This window comes from Streptomyces sp. NPDC005863, from assembly GCF_042871345.1.
Classification (GTDB): domain Bacteria; phylum Actinomycetota; class Actinomycetes; order Streptomycetales; family Streptomycetaceae; genus Streptomyces.
The window spans coordinates 138,196-160,089 of sequence record NZ_JBIAII010000017.1; the positions used below are offsets into that span (position 1 = coordinate 138,196).

Annotated in this window: 25 protein-coding genes, 1 tRNA gene and 2 riboswitches; of the genes, 18 read left to right on the forward strand and 8 right to left on the reverse strand. The window is 69.8% G+C overall.

The window, feature by feature from the left end; genetic code table 11:
• Positions 1-47 precede the first annotated feature (47 nt).
• The 10 genes from clpS to ACFYO9_RS37215 all read left to right on the forward strand — a co-directional run bounded on the left by clpS (position 48) and on the right by ACFYO9_RS37215 (position 8,238).
• Positions 48-362, forward strand: a complete 315-nt coding sequence (gene clpS / locus ACFYO9_RS37170; RefSeq protein ID WP_355816918.1) for an ATP-dependent Clp protease adapter ClpS — start codon at positions 48-50, stop codon at positions 360-362.
• A gap of 107 nt (positions 363-469) precedes the next feature.
• Positions 470-1,075: a DUF2017 domain-containing protein gene (locus ACFYO9_RS37175; protein ID WP_358778657.1), complete on the forward strand. Its 606-nt coding sequence runs from the start codon at positions 470-472 to the stop codon at positions 1,073-1,075.
• Positions 1,076-1,456: 381 nt separating this feature from the next.
• Entirely contained in the window at positions 1,457-2,959 is a 1,503-nt protein-coding gene (locus ACFYO9_RS37180) for an amino acid permease (RefSeq protein WP_358778656.1), read from the forward strand.
• Positions 2,960-3,048: 89 nt separating this feature from the next.
• Positions 3,049-3,471 (forward strand): M67 family metallopeptidase, encoded by a 423-nt coding sequence (locus ACFYO9_RS37185; protein WP_355816925.1) that lies wholly within the window; start codon positions 3,049-3,051, stop codon positions 3,469-3,471.
• Positions 3,435-3,608, forward strand: a riboswitch (cobalamin riboswitch). It overlaps the preceding gene by 37 nt.
• Before the next feature lie 43 nt (positions 3,609-3,651).
• The gene (locus ACFYO9_RS37190) at positions 3,652-4,629 is read left to right on the forward strand and encodes an ABC transporter substrate-binding protein (protein ID WP_358778655.1); all 978 of its coding nucleotides are present in this window, start codon (positions 3,652-3,654) and stop codon (positions 4,627-4,629) included.
• A gap of 128 nt (positions 4,630-4,757) precedes the next feature.
• Complete coding sequence (locus ACFYO9_RS37195; RefSeq protein ID WP_388667083.1) at positions 4,758-5,816, forward strand: FecCD family ABC transporter permease; 1,059 nt, start codon at positions 4,758-4,760, stop codon at positions 5,814-5,816.
• Positions 5,813-6,619, forward strand: a complete 807-nt coding sequence (locus ACFYO9_RS37200) for an ABC transporter ATP-binding protein (protein WP_358778654.1) — start codon at positions 5,813-5,815, stop codon at positions 6,617-6,619. The genes ACFYO9_RS37195 and ACFYO9_RS37200 overlap by 4 nt, the downstream gene beginning before the upstream one ends.
• Before the next feature lie 66 nt (positions 6,620-6,685).
• Positions 6,686-6,787 (forward strand): putative leader peptide, encoded by a 102-nt coding sequence (locus tag ACFYO9_RS37205; protein ID WP_355816933.1) that lies wholly within the window; start codon positions 6,686-6,688, stop codon positions 6,785-6,787.
• A gap of 206 nt (positions 6,788-6,993) precedes the next feature.
• Positions 6,994-7,272: a MoaD/ThiS family protein gene (locus ACFYO9_RS37210; RefSeq protein ID WP_355816935.1), complete on the forward strand. Its 279-nt coding sequence runs from the start codon at positions 6,994-6,996 to the stop codon at positions 7,270-7,272.
• A gap of 12 nt (positions 7,273-7,284) precedes the next feature.
• Positions 7,285-8,238 carry a cysteine synthase gene (locus tag ACFYO9_RS37215; protein ID WP_355816937.1) on the forward strand — a complete coding sequence of 318 codons (954 nt, stop codon included), beginning with the start codon at positions 7,285-7,287 and terminating at the stop codon, positions 8,236-8,238.
• Positions 8,239-8,996: 758 nt separating this feature from the next.
• Here the strand turns inward: ACFYO9_RS37215 and ACFYO9_RS37220 are convergent.
• Complete coding sequence (locus ACFYO9_RS37220; RefSeq protein ID WP_355816940.1) at positions 8,997-9,464, reverse strand: type II toxin-antitoxin system PemK/MazF family toxin; 468 nt, start codon at positions 9,462-9,464, stop codon at positions 8,997-8,999.
• 199 nt (positions 9,465-9,663) lie between these two features.
• Here ACFYO9_RS37220 and ACFYO9_RS37225 point away from each other — a divergent pair, with 199 nt between their 5' ends.
• Entirely contained in the window at positions 9,664-10,416 is a 753-nt protein-coding gene (locus ACFYO9_RS37225; protein ID WP_358778653.1) for an MBL fold metallo-hydrolase, read from the forward strand.
• Positions 10,417-10,468: 52 nt separating this feature from the next.
• On the opposite strand, the gene ACFYO9_RS37230 is transcribed toward ACFYO9_RS37225, so the two are convergent.
• From ACFYO9_RS37230 to ACFYO9_RS37240, 3 genes are all read right to left on the reverse strand, one after another.
• Positions 10,469-11,395, reverse strand: coding sequence for a hypothetical protein (locus ACFYO9_RS37230; protein ID WP_358778652.1), 927 nt, complete (start codon positions 11,393-11,395; stop codon positions 10,469-10,471).
• Between the two features lie 88 nt (positions 11,396-11,483).
• Positions 11,484-12,761, reverse strand: a complete 1,278-nt coding sequence (locus tag ACFYO9_RS37235; RefSeq protein ID WP_355816948.1) for a PTS transporter subunit EIIC — start codon at positions 12,759-12,761, stop codon at positions 11,484-11,486.
• 266 nt (positions 12,762-13,027) lie between these two features.
• Positions 13,028-14,341 (reverse strand): PTS transporter subunit EIIC, encoded by a 1,314-nt coding sequence (locus ACFYO9_RS37240; protein WP_358705579.1) that lies wholly within the window; start codon positions 14,339-14,341, stop codon positions 13,028-13,030.
• A gap of 144 nt (positions 14,342-14,485) precedes the next feature.
• Between ACFYO9_RS37240 and ACFYO9_RS37245 the strand changes: the two genes are divergently transcribed.
• From ACFYO9_RS37245 to rdgB, 4 genes are all read left to right on the forward strand, one after another.
• Positions 14,486-14,785, forward strand: a complete 300-nt coding sequence (locus tag ACFYO9_RS37245) for a PTS glucose/sucrose transporter subunit IIB (RefSeq protein WP_355816953.1) — start codon at positions 14,486-14,488, stop codon at positions 14,783-14,785.
• A gap of 149 nt (positions 14,786-14,934) precedes the next feature.
• The gene (gene rph, locus ACFYO9_RS37250) at positions 14,935-15,690 is read left to right on the forward strand and encodes a ribonuclease PH (protein ID WP_355816956.1); all 756 of its coding nucleotides are present in this window, start codon (positions 14,935-14,937) and stop codon (positions 15,688-15,690) included.
• Positions 15,691-15,826: 136 nt separating this feature from the next.
• Positions 15,827-16,222, forward strand: a complete 396-nt coding sequence (locus ACFYO9_RS37255; RefSeq protein WP_355816958.1) for a hypothetical protein — start codon at positions 15,827-15,829, stop codon at positions 16,220-16,222.
• 32 nt (positions 16,223-16,254) lie between these two features.
• The gene (gene rdgB, locus ACFYO9_RS37260; protein WP_358778651.1) at positions 16,255-16,860 is read left to right on the forward strand and encodes an RdgB/HAM1 family non-canonical purine NTP pyrophosphatase; all 606 of its coding nucleotides are present in this window, start codon (positions 16,255-16,257) and stop codon (positions 16,858-16,860) included.
• 53 nt (positions 16,861-16,913) lie between these two features.
• Here the strand turns inward: rdgB and ACFYO9_RS37265 are convergent.
• The 4 genes from ACFYO9_RS37265 to bcp all read right to left on the reverse strand — a co-directional run bounded on the left by ACFYO9_RS37265 (position 16,914) and on the right by bcp (position 20,392).
• Positions 16,914-16,998 (reverse strand) — tRNA-Leu (locus ACFYO9_RS37265).
• Positions 16,999-17,031: 33 nt separating this feature from the next.
• The gene (locus tag ACFYO9_RS37270; RefSeq protein ID WP_358778650.1) at positions 17,032-18,102 is read right to left on the reverse strand and encodes an HNH endonuclease signature motif containing protein; all 1,071 of its coding nucleotides are present in this window, start codon (positions 18,100-18,102) and stop codon (positions 17,032-17,034) included.
• A 152-nt stretch (positions 18,103-18,254) separates the two neighbouring features.
• Positions 18,255-19,751: a glycine betaine/L-proline transporter ProP gene (proP, locus tag ACFYO9_RS37275; protein ID WP_358778649.1), complete on the reverse strand. Its 1,497-nt coding sequence runs from the start codon at positions 19,749-19,751 to the stop codon at positions 18,255-18,257.
• Positions 19,752-19,924: 173 nt separating this feature from the next.
• Complete coding sequence (gene bcp / locus ACFYO9_RS37280) at positions 19,925-20,392, reverse strand: thioredoxin-dependent thiol peroxidase (RefSeq protein WP_355816966.1); 468 nt, start codon at positions 20,390-20,392, stop codon at positions 19,925-19,927.
• Between the two features lie 162 nt (positions 20,393-20,554).
• Here bcp and ACFYO9_RS37285 point away from each other — a divergent pair, with 162 nt between their 5' ends.
• From ACFYO9_RS37285 to ACFYO9_RS37295, 3 genes are all read left to right on the forward strand, one after another.
• Positions 20,555-20,875 carry a DUF3618 domain-containing protein gene (locus ACFYO9_RS37285; protein ID WP_388667086.1) on the forward strand — a complete coding sequence of 107 codons (321 nt, stop codon included), beginning with the start codon at positions 20,555-20,557 and terminating at the stop codon, positions 20,873-20,875.
• Positions 20,876-20,981: 106 nt separating this feature from the next.
• Positions 20,982-21,284 (forward strand): co-chaperone GroES, encoded by a 303-nt coding sequence (locus ACFYO9_RS37290; protein ID WP_055568690.1) that lies wholly within the window; start codon positions 20,982-20,984, stop codon positions 21,282-21,284.
• An 80-nt stretch (positions 21,285-21,364) separates the two neighbouring features.
• A riboswitch (guanidine-III (ykkC-III) riboswitch) is annotated at positions 21,365-21,436 on the forward strand.
• 46 nt (positions 21,437-21,482) lie between these two features.
• The gene (locus ACFYO9_RS37295; protein WP_150168366.1) at positions 21,483-21,803 is read left to right on the forward strand and encodes a multidrug efflux SMR transporter; all 321 of its coding nucleotides are present in this window, start codon (positions 21,483-21,485) and stop codon (positions 21,801-21,803) included.
• The last annotated feature ends 91 nt before the right edge of the window (positions 21,804-21,894 follow it).

A 21,894-nucleotide genomic window follows, 5' to 3' on the forward strand; every position in this document is an offset into this window, starting at 1 on the left:
GGGCGCGCGGGAGGCCATTTGTGCGAGGCGCTCCGCGGGGTGGCAGCATGGGCCGGGTGAGTACGGCTCCCGCAGAAATCACCCGACCGGAATCGGCCGAAGAGGCCATGGTCGTCCCCGAACCGGACGTCCCCTGGATCACGCTCGTCCACAACGACCCGGTCAACCTGATGAGTTACGTGACGTACGTGTTCCAGACGTACTTCGGTTACTCGAAGGAGAAGGCCACGAAGCTGATGATGGACGTGCACCAGAAGGGCCGCGCGGTCGTCTCCAGCGGCACCCGCGAGGAGATGGAGCGCGACGTGCAGGCCATGCACGGCTACGGCCTCTGGGCCACCCTTCAGCAGGACCGCAAGTAGGGGACCGCGCGCGGGGCCCGGCAGGGACCGCGCGCAGGGACCGCAAGAAGCGGGCCGCGAGGAGCGGACCGCCCGCCGCGTACGGACCGGAAGCAGCGACGCATCTGATGCCAGGACAATTCGAACCGATGCCGGGGGGCGGCGCAGCCGTCGCGCTCGACGAGGTCGAGATCTCGATCATCCGTTCCCTCGCCGTGCAGCTCCTCGAGCTGATCGGTCCCGGGCCGGGCGGCGAGGTCTCCGACGACCCCCTCGCGGAGCTCTTCGCCGAGGGGCCGAGCGAGCCGCCCGCCGACCCGGTGATGAAGCGCCTGCTGCCCGACGCGTACGGCGGCCCGGGGGGCGAGGACGGTTCGGCGGGGGGCCCCGACGAAACGCGGGCGTACTCCGCGGAGTTCCGCCGCTTCACGGAGAACGATCTGCGGGCCAAGAAGCGCGACGACGCCCTCGTGGTGATCCGCTGCCTGGACGCGACGACCGCCGCCGGCGACGGCGGAGCTGTCCTGAAACTGTCGGTCGAGGAGTCCCGCCACTGGCTCGGCGCCCTCAACGACCTACGGCTCGCGATCGGCACCCGCCTGGAGGTCACCGACGAGGAGGACGTCGATCTGCTCTACCGGCTCCCCGACAGCGACCCCCGCAAGCCCATGGTGATGGCCTACCTCTGGCTGGGCGGACTGCAGGAAACCCTGGTCGGGACGTTGCTGGACTGATCGGTGCGGCCCTCGCCACACTTAGGTGCAGAGGGCAGCAAAATTTGTTGTAGTAGACAGGTTCCGTTCATCGGGCGGGCCGTTCGCTCAGCGGATCCTCAAATCCGGATAACGATCGCGTCACGGCATTGCCCTGCTTTGCCATGTCTAGGGCGCTTTGTCCGCTTCTCCCTGTGTTCTGCGCCACAGGTGGCTCATTTCCTCACTTCGTTCACCGTGATACATCTTCACGACCGCTCGGCGACGCCACCCATGTCGCCGAGGGCGCTTCAGCCGGCAGACCGCCGGTAGCACTCCATCCATATCCGGGGGGATCAGGACCTGATCCGCAGCCACAACGCAGATGTGCGGGCGCGGATCAGCATGGAGAAAGGCGTCACCATGACCTCAGTGCAGGTCGAAGAGCACCACGGCGAGCCTGGCGGCAATGGTGTCGTGCAGGGCGGCCCGTCCGGCGAGGGCGAGGGTTACCAGCGCGGGCTCGGAGCCCGGCAGATCCAGATGATCGCGATCGGCGGTGCCATCGGCACCGGCCTGTTCCTCGGCGCGGGCAAGGCCATCCACAAGGCCGGTCCCAGCCTCATCCTGGCGTACGCCATCGCGGGCCTCGTCATCTTCTTCATCATGCGGGCGCTCGGCGAGCTCCTCATGTACCGGCCCGTGTCCGGCTCCTTCTCGGAGTACGCACGCGAGTTCATGGGCCCGTTCTTCGGATTCGTGACCGGCTGGACGTACTGGCTCTTCTGGGTCGTCACCGGCATCACGGAAGTCACCGCGGCCGCCCAGTACATGCAGTACTGGACCCACGACTCGTTCCCACAATGGGCCTACGCGCTCGTCTTCACCGTCATCCTGTACGGCGCGAACCTCATCTCCGTGAAGCTCTTCGGTGAGCTGGAGTTCTGGTTCTCGATGGTCAAGGTCACCGCCATCATCGGCATGATCCTGATCTGCGTCGGCATCCTCACCATCGGCTTCTCCGACGCCGGTGACACCGCGTCGGTGACCCACCTCTGGGACGAGGGCGGCTTCTTCCCCAACGGCATCGGCTCCACGCTGATGACCCTGCAGATCGTGATGTTCGCCTTCCTCGCCGTCGAGCTGGTCGGCGTCACCGCGGGCGAGTCCAAGGACCCCAAGACCGTCCTGCCCAAGGCCATCAACACCGTGCCGTGGCGCATCGCCGTCTTCTACGTCGGCGCGCTGATCATGATCCTGTCGGTGGTCCCGTGGACCTCATTCAAGCCGGGCGTCTCGCCGTTCGTGAAGGCCTTCGAGGAGATGGGTCTCGGCGTCGGCGCCGCCATCGTGAACTTCGTGGTCCTCACCGCCGCGCTCTCCTCCTGCAACTCCGGCATGTACTCCACCGGCCGCATGCTGCGCGACCTGGCGCTCAACGGCCAGGGCCCGAAGTTCTTCACCAAGCTCACGAAGAACGGCCTGCCGCTGACCGGCACCACCGTCTCGGCCGCGTTCATGCTCGTCGGCGTCTGGATCAACTACCAGTGGCCGGGCGAGGCGTTCAACTACGTCGTCTCCTTCGCGACCATCTCCGGCATGTGGGCCTGGATCATGATCCTGTGCTGCCAGATCCGCTACCGCCGCAAGGCCGACCGCGGCGAGCTGCCGCAGTCCACCTTCCGGGCGCCCGGAGCCCCGTACACCAGCTGGTTCGCGCTGCTCTTCATCGGCATGGTCATCGTGATGATGGGCGTCGACAAGGACGCGCGGATCTCGCTGTACGCCGCCCCGGTCTGGGCCGCGATCCTGACCGTGTCGTACCTGGTGCTCAAGAGCCGCAACCCGCAGGCCGCGGCCTTCAACCGGCAGAAGGTCGGCGTCCAGGGCGGTACGTCCGACAGGGACCCGCTCGACAAGGACTGACCGGCCGTCCCCAAGGCCGCTGTCCAGCATGTGGGCCCGCCCGTACCACACTTCGGTACGATGCGGGCCCTCTGCTTATCCTGGCTCCCATGCTGACCATCACCCAGGCCCTCCACGACCAGATCGTCGCGCACGCGCGCAAGGACCACCCCGACGAGGCCTGCGGCGTGGTCGCGGGACCGGAGGGCACCGACCGGCCCGAGCGGTTCATTCCGATGCTCAACGCCGCGCGCTCGCCCACGTTCTACGAGTTCGACTCGGGTGACCTGCTCAAGCTCTACCGCGATCTCGACGACCGCGACGAGGAGCCGGTGATCGTCTACCACTCGCACACGGCGACCGAGGCCTACCCCTCGCGCACCGACATCACGTACGCCAACGAGCCCGGCGCGCACTACGTCCTGGTCTCCACCGCCGACACCGACGGCGCGGGCCCCTTCCAGTTCCGCTCGTACCGGATCGTGGACGGCGAGGTCACCGAGGAAGAGGTAAAGGTCGTCGAGGCATACTGAGCTTTACTCATGAGGGCGGCAGGACCCAGGAAGCCGGTGCGAACCCGGCACGGTCCCGCCACTGTGACCCCGTTCCACCCGGCAAGCAGCGCCGGGGCCGGGGGAGTCAGGAACTGACCTGCCGCCCTTCTCCACGCAACACAGGGGACGCGGAAATCCCCTGGAGGAGGCAGCTCAGCCATGTCCCGCCGTCACCGCCACCCCGGCATACGCGCACTCGCCGCGGCCACCCTGCTCGTCCCGCTCGCCGCGTGCTCGTCCTCCGGTTCCGGAGGTGACGCGAAACCCGCCGCCAAGGCCGCCGGATTCCCGTACACCGTCACCAACTGCGGTGTGCGGACGACGTACGACGCACCCCCGAAGCGCGCCGTCACCATGAACCAGCACACCACCGAGGTGATGCTGGAACTCGGCCTCGCCGACCGCATCGCGGGCACCGCCTACCTCGACGACAAGGTCCTGCCGAAGTACGAGAAGGCGTACACGTCACGCCCCGCGCTCGCCGAGGAGTACCCCTCGTACGAGAAGCTGCTCGCCGCCAACCCCGACTTCGTGTACGGCGGTTACCCGAGCGCCTTCCTCGCGGGCGACGGCCGCGGCCGCCCCGCGCTCGCCAAGTCGGGCATCAAGACCCGCCTGAACGTCGAGGGCTGCGCGAAGAAGCCGGTCTCCATGGACGACGTCTACCGCGAGGTCCGCGAGGTCGGCGCCACCTTCGGGGTGCGCGGCCGCGCCGAGAAGTGGGTCGAGGGCGCCCGCAGCGAACTGGCCGCCACCGCGGCGAAGTCCCGGGGCAAGAAGCGGCACTCCGTCTTCGTCTACGACAGCGGCGACAAGACCGCGTTCACCGCGGGCGGCCGCGGCATCGGCAACGACATCATCGAACGGGCCGGCGGCCGCAACGTCTTCGCCGACGTCGACAAGTCCTTCACCGACGCCTCCTGGGAGAAGGTGGTCGAGCGCGGGCCCGAGACCATCCTGATCCTCGACTACGGCGCGACGACGGTCGCCCAGAAGAAGAAGCGCCTCCTGGACGACCCGGCCCTCCAGGACGTCCCGGCCGTCAAGAACAAGAGCTTCGCGGTGCTGCGGCTGTCGGACGTGGTCACCGGCGTACGAGCACCGCAGGCGGTGAGGAAGCTGGCGGCGCAGCTGTGAGGGGCATCCAGCCCGCGCGGCGGCTCATTCAGCCTGTCGGGCGACTCATTCAGCCCGCGGGGCGGATCCTTCAGCCCGCGGGGCGACTCATCCAGCCCGTGGGGCGGATCTTTCAGCCCGTCCGGCGTTTGAGGACGAGCCCGAAGGGCGATCGACGGGACGCACGGGGGCGCCGCCTCCTCACCCTGACAGGGCTCACCGTGGCCCTCGCGGCAGCGATACTCGCCGGGCTGGCCTTGGGCTCCGTCCGCATCCCGCCGGGCGACGTGGTCGAGGCCCTGACGGGCAGGGCGGAGCCCTCCCCCTTCCGCACCATCGTGCTGGACGTCCGCCTCCCCAGGGTCCTGCTCGGCGCAGCCGTAGGCGCGGGACTCGCCGTCATCGGCACCGTCCTGCAGGCCCTCGTCCGCAACCCCCTCGCCGACCCGTTCCTGCTCGGCGTCTCCTCCGGCGCCTCCGTCGGCGCGGTCTCCGCGATCGTGCTCGGCGGCGTCTTCGGGCTCGGCGCAGCCCTGTCGACCACCGTCACCATCCCGGCCGCCTCCTTCGCGGGCGCCCTGATCTCCCTGGTCCTCGTCTACTCGCTGGCCAGGAGCGGCGGCGGCTTCGCCACCGGCCGGCTGATCCTCGCGGGCGTCGCCGTCTCGTACATCCTCACCGCGCTGACCAGCCTCATCCTGGTCACCGCCGACAGCGCCGACCACCTCAAGGAAGTCCTGTACTGGACGCTCGGCGGACTCGGCAGCGCCCGCTGGGGCATGATCGCCCTGCCCTGCGCGGCCCTGCTCGTCGGCACGGCCCTCCTGATGGCTCTGGCCCGCCCCCTCGACCTGCTCCTCGCCGGCGAGGAGGGCGCCACCGTCCTCGGCCTGGACGCGGCCCGCTTCCGCGCCGGAGTCTTCGTCCTCGTCTCGCTGCTCACCGGCGTCCTGGTCGCCTACAGCGGGGCCATCGGCTTCATCGGCCTGATGGTGCCGCACGCCGCCCGCATGCTGGTCGGCGCCGCCCACCGCGCCCTGCTCCCGGTGGTGGCGCTGATGGGCGCGGTCTTCCTGGTCGCCGCCGACCTCGCCGCGCGTACCGTCGTCGCCCCGCAGGACATCCCCGTCGGCGTGCTCACCGCGCTGACCGGCGGACCGTTCTTCCTGTGGCTGCTGCGGCGGCGCCCCGAAGGAGTGGCGGTATGACCCATCCGCCCCATCCGCCCCGGACGGTCGGCGCGCTGCGCGCCGAAGCACTCTCGTACGAGGTGGAAGGACGTCTCCTCGTCGACGCCGTCGACCTCACCGCCGACCCCGGCGAGACCGTCGGCGTCGTCGGACCCAACGGCAGCGGCAAGACCACCCTGCTGCGCTGCGTGTACGGCACGCTGCGCCCCACCGCGGGCCGCGCCCTCCTCGACGGCGACGACCTGCACACGCTGTCCGCGAAGGCGCGCGCCCGCCGCCTCGCCACGGTTCCGCAGGACGGGCAGACGGCGTTCGAACTCACCGTCCGGCAGGTCGTCGCGATGGGCCGCTCCCCGCACAAGCGGTTCTGGGAGGCCGACACGGCCGCCGACGACACGCTCGTCGCGGCGGCGCTCGCCCGGGTCGGCGTCGAGGAGCTCGCCGACCGCGCCTTCCCCTCGCTCTCCGGCGGCGAGCGGCAGCGCGCGCTGGTGGCCCGCGCGCTGGTCCAGGAGCCGACCCTGGTCGTCCTCGACGAACCCACCAACCACCTGGACATCCGCTACCAGCTGGAGATCCTCTCCTTCGTACGGGGCCTGGGCACGACGAACCTCCTGGCCCTGCACGACCTGAACCTCGCCGCGTACTTCTGCGACCGCCTGTACGTCCTCGACGGCGGCCGACTCGTCGCCTCCGGGGCGCCGAAAGAGGTCCTCACCACCGAGCTGCTCGCCACCGTGTACGGGGTGACCGCCGAGGTCAGCACCCATCCGCTGACCGGCGCCCCGACGGTCGTCTATCTGCCGCCGCCCGCATCCTGAACGGATTCCGTCCACCAGCTGAGATCACACTCCGGGATCCGGACCGGGAATCGATACGATGACCGCATGGTTCCCCACGACGTGAGCGAAAAGACGCCGGGCGCACTGCTCGTTGCGCGGCTGCACGTCGACCTGTGCCGCCTCGCCAGCGCGATCTGTTCCCGCTGAACCGCACGGCCGTGGCGCCGTCGCACTCCGTACGTCCGCGTGCCACCGGGCACCGCACCACGGCGGGCACAGCGCAGCAGGCGCGCCGCCACCCGTACTTCTCGCACTCCTCGCACTCCTCGCACTCCTCGCACTCCTCGTACTTCCCGCACTCTTCGCACTCTTCGCACTCTTCGCACTTCTCGACCCACGACAGGAGCCCCAGCATGGCCATCGAGGTCCGCATCCCGACCATCCTCCGCACCTACACCGACGGCGAGAAGGCCGTCCAGGGCAGCGGGGACACCCTCGCCGAGCTCTTCACCGACCTCGACTCGCGCCACAACGGCATCGCCGAGCGCATCGTGGACGGCGACAAGCTGCGCCGCTTCGTGAACGTGTACCTGAACGACGAGGACGTCCGCTTCCTCGACGGCATCTCCACGAAGCTCGCCGACGGCGACAGCGTCACGATCCTGCCGGCCGTCGCCGGCGGCATGGTCTAGGCCCGATCCCGGATGCCTCGCTACGACTCCCCGCTCGCCGCGGTCGGCAACACGCCGCTCGTCCGCCTGCCGCGGCTCTCGCCCTCGGACGAGGTCCGGGTCTGGGCCAAGCTGGAGGACCGCAACCCGACCGGCTCCATCAAGGACCGGCCCGCCCTCCACATGGTCGAACAGGCCGAGAAGGACGGCCGGTTGACGCCCGGCTGCACGATCCTGGAGCCGACCTCCGGCAACACCGGCATCTCGCTCGCCATGGCGGCCAGGCTCAAGGGCTACCGCATCGTGTGCGTCATGCCGGAGAACACCTCCCAGGAGCGGCGCGAGCTGCTCGCCATGTGGGGCGCCGAGATCATCTCCTCGCCGGCGGCGGGCGGCTCCAACACGGCTGTTCGCGTCGCCAAGGAACTGTCCGCCGAGCACCCCGACTGGGTGATGCTCTATCAGTACGGCAACCCGGACAACGCGGGCGCCCACTACGCCACGACTGGCCCGGAGATCCTCACCGACCTCCCTTCCATCACCCACTTCGTGGCGGGCCTCGGCACGACGGGCACGCTCATGGGCGTCGGCCGCTACCTGCGCGAACAGAAGCCGGACATCAAGATCGTCGCGGCGGAGCCCCGCTACGACGACCTCGTGTACGGCCTGCGCAACCTCGACGAGGGGTTCGTCCCCGAGCTGTACGACGCGTCGGTCCTGACCACCCGCTTCTCGGTCGGCTCGGCCGACGCGGTGACCCGCACCCGCGAACTCCTCCAGCAGGAGGGGATCTTCGCGGGCGTCTCCACGGGGGCGGCGCTGCACGCGGCGATCGGGGTAGGCAGGAAGGCGGTCAAGGCCGGCGAGCAGGCCGACATCGTCTTCGTCGTGGCCGACGGCGGCTGGAAGTACCTGTCGACGGGCGTCTACACGGCGGAGACGACGGAGGCGGCGATCGAAACGTTGCAGGGCCAACTCTGGGCGTAGGGCTTGCCGCCCCGGGGAACGGTTCTCGCCGGCTGCGCCAGGCTCGTCCTCAAGCGCCGGACGGGCTTGGGGGGTGGGACGGGGCTGGGGCGGTTCGCCGGCTGCGCCGAGCTCGTCCTCAAGCGCCGGACGGGCTGAGACAGCCGCGACGAAGAGGCTCAGGGGTGACGGGGCTCGGTCGATGCGCCGGCTCCGCCGAGCTCGTCCTCAAACGCCGGACGGGCTGGGGGCGTGACGTGGCTCGGTGGATCGCCGGCTGCGCCAGGCTCGTCCTCAAGCGCCGGACGGGCTTGGGGGGTGGGACGGGGTTGGGGTGGATCGCCGACTGCGCCGAGCTCGTCCTCAAGCGCCGGACGGGCTGAGACAGCCGCGTCGGCCGGGTCGCATCCCCGCCTCGGACGCGCTGCGACTCCGCCGCGTCCGAGACACCGCTGCTCCGCCGACTGAGAAGTCAGCCGAGCGGCGGAGCCATCTCCAGCCCGTCCGGCGTTTGAGGACGAGCTAGGCGAAGCCAGCGATTGACCGAGCTGAGTGGGGGGATTTCAGCCCGTCCGGCGTTTGAGGACGAGCTCGGCGGAGCCGGCGATCGACCGAGCTGGGGTGCCGGTTCAGGCAACGGGTTTCAGCCTGTCCGGCGTTTGAGGACGAGCTCGGCGGAGCCGGCGATCCGACCTAGCTCGGGTCCCGGCCAGGGCAGCGGGATTTCAGCCCGTCCGGCGCCTGAGGACGAGCTCGGCGCAGCCGGCGAGGGAACCGTCTCAGCCCGCCAGGTACCGCACCTGATCCCACACCACCGGATCCACCACCCCCGCCCGCCGCCTGAAGTCGTCCAGCGGGACCTCCCGCAGCTCGTCCGTCTCCAGGAAGCTCGCGCGACCCCGCGCGTCGCCCACCGCGCCCGGCGGCAGCGTGATCACGCCCGCCCGCTCGTCGTGGTACTTGCTCGTGATCTTCGCGACCCGCGCGCTCCGCCCCCGTACCGAAAGCACCAGACAGGGACGGTCCTTGCCGCCAGGGCCGTCCTCGTACGGCACCCGCGCCCACCAGATCTCCGCGGGCCGCGGCGCCGGCAGCCGCCCCCGCCGCCGAGGGCCCCGCGGCGGCCGGGTCCTGCCCGGCGGCCGTGAGCTGGACACACGGGGGCCGCGCCCCCAGCCGTCCACCAGCGTGACGACGAGCGCGAGCACCACCACGGCCGCCAGCGCGAGCCACCAGGACGTGTCCATGAGGACGACCGTACCGGCGCACGCCCCGCGGCGCCCACCGCGCCCCGGGCGCCCCGAGAGACCCCCGAACCGGTGACAGCGCAGGTGAGTTCCCCCACAACGGCCCGCGACGGAGGAGCGACCAGGCCTTTTGCGCCTTACGCTCGACGAACCGCACACCACCCCTCAGCTCTCCTGTCAGCGCGGAGGTTCCAGCTACATGAAGCTCACCGTCGTCGGCTGCTCGGGGTCGTTTCCGTCCGCGGACTCGGCCTGCTCGAGCTACCTCGTCGAGGCCGACGGCTTCCGGTTGCTGCTCGACATGGGCAACGGCGCCCTCGGCGAGCTGCAGCGCCACATCGGCCTGTACGACCTGGACGCGGTCTTCCTCAGCCATCTGCACGCCGATCACTGCATCGACATGTGCGTGTACTTCGTCGCCCGCTACTACCGGCACGAGGGCGGCCGCTGCGCCCCCATCCCGGTCTACGGCCCCGAAGGCACCGAGCAGCGGCTGACCACCGCGTACGCCGACACGCCCTCCGCCTCCTCGATGAGCGAGGTCTTCGACTTCCACACGGTCAAGCCCGCCTCGTTCGACATCGGCCCGTTCGCCGTGCGCACCGAGAAGATGTGCCACCCCGTCGAGGCGTACGCCATCCGCGTCGAGCACGGCGGCAGGTCCCTCACGTACTCCGGGGACACCGGCCCCACCGCGGCCCTGGACGAACTCGCCGGGGGCACCGACCTCTTCCTCTGCGAGGCGGCCTTCACGCACGGCAAGGAGAACATCCCCGACCTGCACCTGAACGGCCGCGAGGCGGGCGAGTCCGCCCGGCGCGCCGGTGCGGGCAGGATGCTGCTCACCCACATCCCGCCGTGGACGGACCCCCAGGTCAACCTCGCCGACGCCCGCGCCGTGTACGACGGCCCGACCGAGCTGGCGGCCCCCGGCGCCTCGTACGAGATCTGACCGCGTACGACATCTGACCGGCCGGGCGGTCTCGGTGCGGCCGGCAGCGGTTTCAGCCCCGCCGGAAGCCGCGGCCGCCCAGCGCCATCCGGTTCCATGTGTGGCGGCGGCCGCGGATCGCCACCGAGTAGTCGTACATCACCTCCGGGTCGCACATCCCCGGCAGGAACGAGTCCCCGAAGTGGTGGGCGTCGATGCCCACCTCCTTGGCCGTCAGGGCGAGTTGGGGCACCACGTTCGCGTGGCTGCCCTCCTGGCTGGTGCCGATCGCGCCCATCGCCACCGCGCCCGCCTCCTGCACCGCCGCCACCGCCTCGGCCGCCAGCTCGCGGGTGACGCCCGGCAGCGTGCCCGGCAGGGGGAGGACCACCCCGTCGGCGCCCGCCTCCACCAGGGACGTCAGCCGGCCCACCGTGAGCCGCTCCGGATGCCCGGCGTGGTGCATCTTGCCGCTCCACAGCGCCACGTCGTCACCGAGGCCGGCGCGCAGCTCCTCGGTGACCCGGGCCAGCCCCTCGTACGACCCGCCCGTGCCCGGGTTGGCGGTGAGGCAGAGCATCGCCGCGCCCATGTCGATCAGGCGCCTGGCGTACTCCGGCCTGGCGCGGCGGATCTCGGGGACGTCGCCGGGCTCCAGGTTGATGCCGACCGGGCGGCCGATGTACGCGGCGAGGTCGGCGATCGAGGTGAACGTGCCGAGACCCGGCAGGTCGAGCCGCTCGCCGTCCCAGGCGCGCTCGATCAGGTTCAGTACGACGATGTCGGCGCCGAAGGCCGCCACGAGCTCGGCGTTGTGCACCCCCGGCATACCCGGCACCGGGATCAGGGCGGCGCTGTCGGCGAAGACCTCGGCGACCATGGTGCGGCCCTCGGCGGCGGCGACCGAGGCGGTCAGGGCGCGGCCGCGCAGGGCGGCGAGGTGCTCGCGGTCGAGGTCGAGGATGCGGGGGGTGGGCCGGGGGCCGTGCTCGTCGCTCATGTCTCGACCGTATGCCGCCGGGCATGACGAAGCCCCTCGCCGTTCGTACCGATGGCGAGGGGCTTACGTCACTGAGATGCGGCGGAGGCTACTTGCCCTCGGCCTTCTGGAGCTCGGCGAGCTCCTCGTCGGACTCGCGGCCCGGCGTCGGCAGGTTGAACTTGGTGATCGCGAAGCGGAAGACCACGTAGTAGATCGCCGCGAAGCAGAGGCCGACCAGGGCGAGGCCCCACGGGTTCTTCGCGATGCCGAGGTTCAGCAGGAAGTCGACCGCGCCGGCCGAGAAGCCGAAGCCGTCCTTCATGCCGAGCGCCCAGGTCAGCGCCATGGAGACACCGGTGAGCACCGCGTGGATCGCGTACAGGACCGGCGCGATGAACATGAAGGTGAACTCGATCGGCTCGGTCACACCGGTCACGAACGCGGTGGCGGCGAGCGAGAACATCATGCCGCCGACGACCTTGCGGCGCTCGGGACGGGCGCAGTGCACGATCGCGAGGCAGGCGGCCGGGAGGGCGAACATCATGATCGGGAAGAAGCCGGTCATGAACTGGCCCGCGCTCGGGTCGTGGTGCAGGAAGCGCGCGATGTCGCCGTGGTAGTCCACGCCGCCGTCGGTGTGGGTGCCCGCCTGGAACCACGGGAAGGAGTTCAGGAGGTGGTGCATGCCGACGGGGATCAGCGCGCGGTTGGCGACACCGAAGACACCCGCGCCGACGGCGCCCGAACCGACCAGCCACTCACTGAAGTTGTGGATGCCGGTGCCGAGGACCGGCCAGATCAGACCGAAGACGATGCCCGCGACCAGACCCGCGAAGGCGGACAGGATCGGGACGAGACGGCGGCCGCCGAAGAAGCCGGCCCAGTCGGGCAGCTTGGTCCGGTAGAACTTCTGGTAGAGCAGGGCGACGATGATGCCCATGACCACGCCGCCGAGCACACCGGCGTTCACCGGCGCCTCGTTCATGACTATCTTGCCGTCCACGACGGAGGCGACCTTCGGCAGGTTCTTGTCCGTGAAGGTGGCGAGCACCTTCTGGAAGACAAGGTAGCCGGTGACGGCCGCGAGGGCCGTCGAGCCGTCCGACTTCTTCGCGAAGCCGATCGCGATGCCGACGCAGAACAGCAGCGCCATGTTGTCGAGCAGCGCGCCGCCGCCCGCCGCCATGTAGCTCGCGAGCTTGTTGATGAAGGTCGGGAAGGACTCCTTGCCGAGCATGTCGTCCTGGCCGAAGCGGACCAAGAGGGCCGCGGCGGGCAGCACGGCGACCGGCAGCATGAGGCTGCGGCCGATGCGCTGCATGACAGCCATCACGCCGGCGCCCTTTTTCTTCTCGGCCGCGGGGGCGGCATTGGCCGTGGGCACAACTTCCTCCAGTGGGCAAGGCGCCGCCTGGGGACAGGGAAGTGGAAGACGGCGGCGTCTTTGGGGGACGCGGCGAGAAGGCCGCGTGGTCTACACCAATAAGTGGTGTAGACCTGTTGTAGCACGGTGAAGGTGACGTAAGGAACCCGCGATTCCTGTGGGGTCCGCCATATCCCGACATGACAGACCAAAGACCCCCGGACTCATGGTCCGAGGGCCTGTCTGCTGCCCGTCAGTGGGGACGCGGAACCCGCCGCGAGCGGAAGTTACGCCTTCGTCTGCTCCTTGTCCAACGCCTCCGATTCCTCCTCCGGTTCACGTCCCGGCGTATGCAGATCGAACTTGATGATGACGAAGCGGAACAGCGCGTAGTACACGACGCCGAAGCACAGTCCGATCGGAATGATCAGCCATGGCTTGGTCGCAAGGCTCCAGTTGATGACGTAGTCGATCAGCCCCGCGGAGAAGCTGAACCCGTCCTTCACGCCCAGCGCCCACGTCACCGCCATCGACACACCGGTCAGCACCGCGTGGATCGCGTACAGCGCGGGCGCGATGAAGAGGAACGAGTACTCGATCGGCTCGGTGATGCCCGTGACGAACGACGTCAGACCGACCGACAGCATCAGACCGCCGACCACCTTGCGGCGCTCCGGACGCGCGCAGTGCGTGATCGCGAGGGCCGCCGCGGGCAGCGCGAACATCATGATCGGGAAGAAGCCGGAGGTGAACTGGCCCGCCGTCGGGTCACCCGCGAGGAACCGGTTGATGTCACCGTGCACCATCGTGCCGTCCGGCTTGGTGTAGTCGCCGAACTGGAACCACACGAAGGTGTTCAGGAACTGGTGCAGGCCGACCGTGAGCAGCGCGCGGTTGGCGACGCCGAAGATGCCCGAGCCCAGCCAGCCGAGGTCGACGAGCCACTTGGAGAAGCTGGTCAGCGCGTCGCCGATGGGCGGCCAGATCCACACGCAGAGCCCCGCGAAGACCAGCCCCACGAAGGCCATGATGATCGGCACGAGCCGGCGCCCGTTGAAGAAGCCGAGCCAGTCGACCAGCTTCACGCGGTGGTAGCGCTGCCAGAACCAGGCCGCGAGCAGCCCCATCACGATGCCGCCGAAGACCCCCGGATTCTGGTACGGCGCCTGCGCGACCGTCCCGTCCTCCGCCACGCAGACGCCGCCCCACATCCCCGCGCCGCCGAACGTGGTGTCGACCGGGCAGTCGTCGGGAAAGGCGCGCAGCACCGCGTAGTAGACGAGGAACCCCGCGACCGCCGCCAGCGCCGTGGAACCGTCCGACTTCTTCGCCATGCCGATGGCCACGCCGATGCAGAACAGCAGCGGCAGGCCGAGCGTGGAGTCGAGCAGCGAACCGCCCGCGGCCGCGAAGACCTTGGCCACGTTCGTCCACCCGAGACCGTCGTCGCCGAACACGTCGGGCTGCCCGAGACGGTTCAGGATGCCCGCCGCGGGCAGCACGGCGATGGGCAGCTGCAGGCTCCGGCCCATCTTCTGCAGGCCCTGGAAAAGCCCGTTCCACCACTTCTTCTGCGGCACCGCGGCGGCTGGGGAACTCATCGGCGTCCCTCCCGGAACAAGCCAGGTTTGGCGGTCGTTGAAAACTGGTGTAGACCAGTTGCGGTACGTGTGGGAGCGGCGCCCGGCCGGGGCCGGCACCTTGACCGTCATCATTGGGCACGAGTGCCGTAACCGCCCGCGAAGATGGTCCAACCGTGCGTTACCGTGGCAAAGCGGTCCCCCGGCCGCGAGAAACACAGGGAGAAACACATGGCCAGCAAGGCTGAGAAGATCGTTGCCGGGCTCGGCGGCATCGAGAACATCGAAGAGGTCGAGGGCTGCATCACCCGCCTGCGCACCGAGGTAAAGGACCCGGCCCTGGTCGACGACGCCGCGCTGAAGGCCGCCGGCGCGCACGGCGTCGTCAAGATGGGCACGGCCGTCCAGGTCGTCATCGGCACGGACGCCGACCCGATCGCGGCGGACATCGAAGACATGATGTGAGACCGGACCTCCGGACTCACCCCTGAGGGGCCCTCCCGCACGCCGGGACGGGCCCTTCGGCCGTGCGGGACCGGCCTCTGGCCATACATGCTTTGGCCGTACGTGGTCGCGGGAACCAGCCCACCCCCGCCTCCCGCTAGGCTCGACGCATGTCTTCAACTCCCGGCATCGACACCCCCCGCATCGACGGCCGCACCCCCGAGCAGCTCCGCCCGATCGCCATCGAACGCGGCTGGAGCAAGCACGCGGAGGGCTCCGTCCTCATCTCCTTCGGCGACACCAAGGTCTTCTGCACCGCCTCCGTCACCGAAGGCGTGCCGCGCTGGCGCAAGGGCAGCGGCGAAGGCTGGGTCACCGCCGAGTACTCGATGCTGCCCCGCTCCACCAACACCCGCGGCGACCGCGAATCCGTGCGCGGCAAGATCGGCGGCCGCACCCACGAGATCTCCCGCCTCATCGGCCGCTCCCTGCGCGCCGTCATCGACTACAAGGCGCTCGGCGAGAACACCATCGTCCTGGACTGCGACGTCCTCCAGGCCGACGGCGGCACCCGCACCGCCGCCATCACCGGCGCCTACGTCGCCCTTGCCGACGCCGTCGCCTGGGCCCAGGGCAAGAAGCTCGTCAAGCACGGCCGCAAGCCGCTCACCGGCACCGTCAGCGCCGTCTCCGTCGGCATCGTCGACGGCGTCCCGCTCCTCGACCTCTGCTACGAGGAGGACGTGCGCGCCGACACCGACATGAACGTCGTCTGCACCGGCGACGGCCGCTTCGTCGAGGTCCAGGGCACCGCCGAGGCCGAGCCCTTCGCCCGCAAGGAGCTCAACGCGCTCCTCGACCTCGCGGTCGGCGGCTGCGAGGAGCTCGCCGCGTTCCAGCGCGCGGCGCTCGAAGCGACGCGGTAGCGCCTGCGGCGGCCCCGCGGGCGACGTAGGTCACGCCGCCCCGGAAGCAACCACCCACCCCCCGGGGGACGTTATTACGAGTACGGGCGCACGGGCAGAACCGCGCGTCCGTACGTACCCGGGGAGGGACCGAACCATGGCCGCGCGACACCGTCGTATCGCCACCGCCGTCGCCACGGCACTGATCGTCATTCCGGCCGGCGTGGGCCTCGTCGGCTGCGACGCCGTCTCCAAGGCCCTGGACTGCGTCCAGACCGCGGACACCATCGCCGACAGCGTCACCGACCTCCAGCAGGCCGTGGAGAACGCCGGCGACGACCCCGCCGCGGCGGACCGGGCGCTCGACGACATCGGCAAGAACCTCGACAAGATCGACGAGAAGACCGACGACACGGACGTGAACAAGGCGGTCGACCACCTCGACCAGGCCGTCGGCAACGTCCGCACCGCCATCAGGAACGGCGACGCGACCCCGGACGTCGGCCCCGTCACGGACGCGGCGGGCGAACTGACGAAGGTCTGCACGCCGTAAGCGGGCCTGCCGGGGGCGGCGATACTGGGGGAATGACCCGCCTCATCCTCGCCACCCGCAACGCCGGCAAGATCACGGAACTCCGGGCGATCCTCGCCGACGCAGGCCTCGACCACGAACTCGTCGGCGCGGACGCGTACCCCGAGATCCCCGACGTCAGGGAAACGGGCGTCACCTTCGCCGAGAACGCCCTCCTCAAGGCCCACGCCCTCGCCCGGGCCACCGGCCTGCCCGCCGTCGCCGACGACTCCGGCCTCTGCGTCGACGTCCTCGGCGGCGCACCCGGCATCTTCTCCGCCCGCTGGGCCGGCCGCCACGGCGACGACCAGGCCAACCTGGACCTGCTCCTGGCCCAGCTCGGCGACATCGACGCACCGGAACACCGCGGCGCCCACTTCGCCTGCGCGGCGGCGCTGGCCCTGCCGGACGGCACGGAACGCGTGGTGGAGGGCCACCTCCCCGGCACCCTGCGCCACGCCCCCGCGGGCACGGGCGGCTTCGGCTACGACCCGATCCTCCAGCCGGACGGCGAGACCCGCACGTGCGCGGAACTGACGGCAGCAGAGAAGAACGCGATCAGCCATCGCGGGGAGGCGTTCCGGGGGTTGGTGCCGGTGGTGCGGGAGTTGTTGGGCTGACGTGAACGGACCGTGGGCCGGTCTCGGACGACCGGCCCACGGTCCGCTGGGAGTGCGGCCGGTGGGACTCGAACCCACACGGGTGTTAACCCACTGGGACCTAAACCCAGCATGACTGCCAAATTCCATCACGGCCGCTCAAAAACGGTCACACGGTCTGACCGGCGGCGTTCAGTCTAAGGGTTGGGCAGGCTGCCCGGCGAGGGGCGACCTTCGCTTCTGGCGGCACCACGTCTCGGTCAGCGCATGGCAGTTGGGGCACAGATATCTCAGATTCGCCCGTCGGTTGTCCCGCCAGTGGCCGTTTACGTGGTCGATCTGCAACGTGATCGGTTGGCCCAGCCAGACTCCGGTGTTGCCACATGACGTGCACTCGTAGGGGACGCCGATCTCGGTCAGGGCTCGGTGGAGCTGACTGCGGTTGGTGCGCCCCGACTGCGGCGGCAGGACCACCAGTACCCGCTGGGCGGCCGGTGCCTGCCTGGGGCGGTCCGGCTGTCCCCAGGCTCGGCGCCTGAAGTGGCTCGTGTCGAGGCCGAGACGGGCCGCCGCCCGCCGGACGCGTCGGTGGTTCGTGTCGCTGACCTCCATGTCGAGGCCACGCATCACGTCGGCGTAGCTGGTGGCGCTTCGCACCTGGTCGCGGAGATCTTCTTCCGGGATCGCCACGCGCCGATAGGAAAAGTGCCCGGTGTCGATGCGCTGGGTGCGCAGCATGCGGCTCAGCGTGGCGCGCGAACGGCTGTCGTCGGGCACGCCCAGTGTGCGGGCCACACCGCGCACGCTGGTGGAGGCGGCGGCAGCGGCCCGCAGCTCCTCGGTGGTGAAGGGCAGGTCCGGCTCGGTGCGGCCGATGCAGGGGAAGTGGCTGATGTCGATGCCCGCTGCGCGTATGCGGCGCCGGATGTGGGAGAGCGTGCCGGTGGCCGGCGTCGCGCCCAGCCTCAGTGCCACTTCGCGGAGTGAGGAGGAGGATGCGGCGGCTTCCGCGATGGCGGCGTCCGGGTACTTCCGCCAAGGACTGCGTTTGACGAAGTGGCTCGTGTCGAGACCGTGGTCGCGGACCTTCTCCTGCAGCACACGCCGTTGGCCACCGTTCACTCCGAGACCGAGGCGCCGCATCAGATCGGTCCAGTTGCTGGCCTCGGCGACGACCGGGGCGAGCAGGTCCTTGCTATATGCGTGGGCCGGTTGGCGAGAACTGGCGCGGGTTGCGAGGGGCGGATAAGGCTTGCTCGTCACTTCCGTGCTCCTTCTCTCGTCCCGGCCACGCGTTCGCAGCCTCGTACGGCCTAACGAACCGAAAATCGGACTGTTACGCCCGGAACGCGGAACGGCCCGCCTCACTTGTGGGTGCAAGTCGGGCGGGCCGTCGCGGAGGGAGGGCGCGAGGGTCAGAACCTCGGGGACGGGGACTGGGACTCGACCATTTCCGCGGCTTCCTCCTTCGTCTCCACCGACGGCGGTGAACCCGTCAGCGGCTGCTGTGCCGTCTCCTTCATGCAGGCCACCGCGATGACGCCGACGACCGCCGCCGCCATCGAGTAGTACGCCGGGATCATGTCCGTCCCCGTCACGCTGATCAGCGACGTGATGACCAGCGGGGCCGTGCCGCCGAAGAGGGAGGCGGAGAGGTTGTAGCCGACGGAGAGGGAGCCGTAGCGGACCGACGTGGGGAACAGGGCCGGGAGCGTCGCCGACATCGTGCCGAGCAGGCAGAGCAGCGAGAGGCCGAGCAGCAGCATGCCGGCCGAGACCGCGACCAGGCTGCCCTGCTTGATCAGGAGGAAGGCGGGGATGGAGAGGACCAGGAAGCTGACCATGCCCGTCATCAGGAGCGGCTTGCGGCCGAAGCGGTCGGAGAGCTTGCCGACCTGGGTGATGATCAGCATCAGGACGATCATCGTGCCGATGAGGATGAGCAGGCCGTGCGAGTCGTCGTAGCCGAGCTCGTCGGAGAGGTACGTCGGCATGTACGACAGGAGCATGTAGTCGGTGATGTTGTACGCGCCGACCAGGGCGATGCACAGGATCAGCGTCTGCCAGTGGTCGCGGAAGATCTTCGCGAGGTCGCCCTTGGCGGTGGTCTCCACGGCGGAGGCGCCCTCGCTGGCCGAGTGGTAGGTCGCGTCCTCCATCTTCTGGAACGCGGGGGTCTCGTCCAGCTTGAGCCGCAGGTAGAGGCCGACCAGGCCGAGCGGGCCCGCCACGAGGAACGGGACGCGCCAGCCCCAGGAGTCCATGGCGTCCGAGCCGAGGGCGGAGTTGAGGATGAGGACCAGGCCCGCCGCGCCGGTGTACCCGGCGAGGGTGCCCATCTCCAGGAAGCTGCCGAAGAAGCCGCGGCGCTTGTCGGGGGCGTACTCGGCGATGAAGGTCGACGCGCCGCCGTACTCGCCGCCGGTCGAGAAGCCCTGCACCAGGCGGAAGAAGATCAGCAGGACCGGCGCCCAGAAACCGATGGTGGCGTAGGACGGGATCAGGCCGATGGCGAGCGTGCCGATCGCCATCATGATCATCGTCAGTGCGAGGACCTTCTTGCGGCCGATCTTGTCGCCCATCGGGCCGAAGACCATGCCGCCGATGGGGCGCACCAGGAAGGAGACCGCGAAGGTGGCGAAGGACGAGACCAGCTGGACCGTGTCGTTCCCGGACGGGAAGAAGACGTGGCCGATGGTGACGGCCAGGTAGCTGTAGATGCCGAAGTCGAACCATTCCATGGCGTTGCCGAGCGAGGCGGCTTTGACGGCCCGCTTGACGGCGGCCTCGTCGGTGACCGTGATGTCGGTCCGGCGCAGGGGCGGGTTCTTGCGTCGTTTCACGGCCCGGAAGAGGTTCCGGTGCCGCTTCACCGCCTCGGCGTCGGCCGCGATCTCTTCGTTGGCCGCCATGGAGTGGTTCCTTTCATTCTTCGTACAAGTCCCCCGTGAAATCCCCCGTGGGATCACTTGCTCGAAGATGGCCGATGCAAACGGAAGCCCCCCCCCGTGAGGGGGGCTTCGTCACAGTTCGGCGGAGGCTCGGCAGGCCTAACAGGCCCAGCACGGGCCCGGCGGGCGGCCGCTCAGACGCCGAGGTCCCTGATGATCTTCGCCACGTGCCCCGTCGCCTTCACGTTGTAGAACGCGTGCTCGACCTTGCCCTGCGCGTCGACCACGACGGTCGAGCGGATCACGCCGGTCACCGTCTTGCCGTAGAGCTTCTTCTCGCCGAAGGCGCCGTACGCCGCGAGGGTCTCCTTGGACGGGTCGCCGACCAGCGTGACCTTGAGGTTCTCCTGCTCGCGGAACTTCGCGAGCTTCTCCGGCTTGTCCGGCGAGACGCCGATGACGTCGTAGCCGGCGGCGGCCAGCGCGTCGAGGTTGTCGGTGAAGTCGCAGGCCTGCTTGGTGCAGCCGGGGGTGAGGGCGGCCGGGTAGAAGTAGACGATGACCTTGCGGCCCTTGTGGTCGGCCAGCGAGACGTCCTTGCCGTCGGCGTCGGGCAGGGTGAAGGCGGGGGCGGTGTCGCCGGGCTGCAGTCGCTCGCTCATGCGCGGTCTCCTCGTACGGGGCGTGCGTCGGGGGTGTGATGACGGAGTCGAGCGTAATAGGGGTGCCGTGGGGTGCGGTGCGCGCGAAGCTGACAGACTGTGGGGTAAGGATTCACGGAGTGACCGGTTCAGATTCTCAGCTACGACGACGGAGGCAGCGCGGTGTCGGATGCCAGGACCCCTGCGCAGATCGAGGCGGACATCAAGCGCCGGCGCGACCAGTTGGCCGAGACCCTCGACGAGATCGGGGTGCGTGTTCACCCGAAGACGATCGTCGGCGACGCGAAGGCGAAGGTCGCCTCCAGCGTGGACCACACGCTCGGACGGGCGTACGTCGGTGCGAACCGCGTCGTCTCGGACCTGCGGGGCCAGCTGGTCAGGGAGGACGGCGCGCCGCGCATCGAGCGGATCGTGCCGGTCGCCCTGGTGGCGGTGGGCCTCGTGGGGCTCCTCGTGGTGAGCTCGCGGCGGCGCGCCGACTGAGGCCGGCGGGCGAGCGCCGACCCGGGAGGCCACGGCGGCGGCCGGGGCAGGTAGGTTCTGGGGCGTGAGCGAGAAGATCCCCCACGACGACAAGCTGCCCATCCGCATGCTGCACGACCGCGTGCTCGTGCGGCAGGACACCAGCGAGGGTGAGCGGCGCTCCGGCGGCGGCATCCTCATCCCCGCGACCGCTGCCGTGGGCAAGCGGCTGGCCTGGGCCGAGGTGGTCGCGGTCGGGCAGAACGTACGGACGGTCGAGCCCGGTGACCGGGTCCTGTACGACCCGGAGGACCGCGCCGAGGTCGAGGTGCGGGGCGTGGCCTACGTCCTGATGCGTGAGCGCGATCTGCACGCGGTGGCCGCCGACCGTTTCGAGGGCTCGGAGGACTCGACGGGTCTCTATCTGTAGCCGTCCGCGCGCGAAATCTGTAGCCGTCCGCGCGCGATGGACCTGTGAGGGGCCGGTGACCGGTGTCACCGGCCCTTTCGCATGGGTTTTGCTACCGTGGAACGACCCCGACGAGACGCGCCGTACCGGGTTTTCCGCAAAGACGACGCACCCCATCAGGTAACGCGTTCTCGCGTATCACTCGTCGGAGGTGCCGTCATGGCCTGGGTTCTGCTGATCGTCGCCGGTCTGCTCGAAGTGGGCTGGTCGATCGGGATGAAGTACACGGACGGTTTCACGCGGCTGTGGCCCAGCGTGTTCACCGGCGTGGGCATCGTCGCCAGCATGATGCTGCTGTCGCAGGCCGCCAAGACGCTGCCGATCGGTACGGCCTACGGGGTGTGGGTCGGCATCGGCGCCGCCGGCGCGGCGGTGCTCGGCATGGTGATCCTGGGTGAGCCGGTCACCGCCGCGCGGATCTTCTTCGTCTGTCTGCTGCTGGTCGCCGTGGTCGGCCTGAAGGCGACGTCCGGGCACTAGGGCCTGTCCGGCGGATCAGGTCGCATCCGGGTGGCCCGCGCGTCTTCGTGCTGGTGAGCGGGGTCTGGCGCGTCGAGATGCAAGGCGGAGG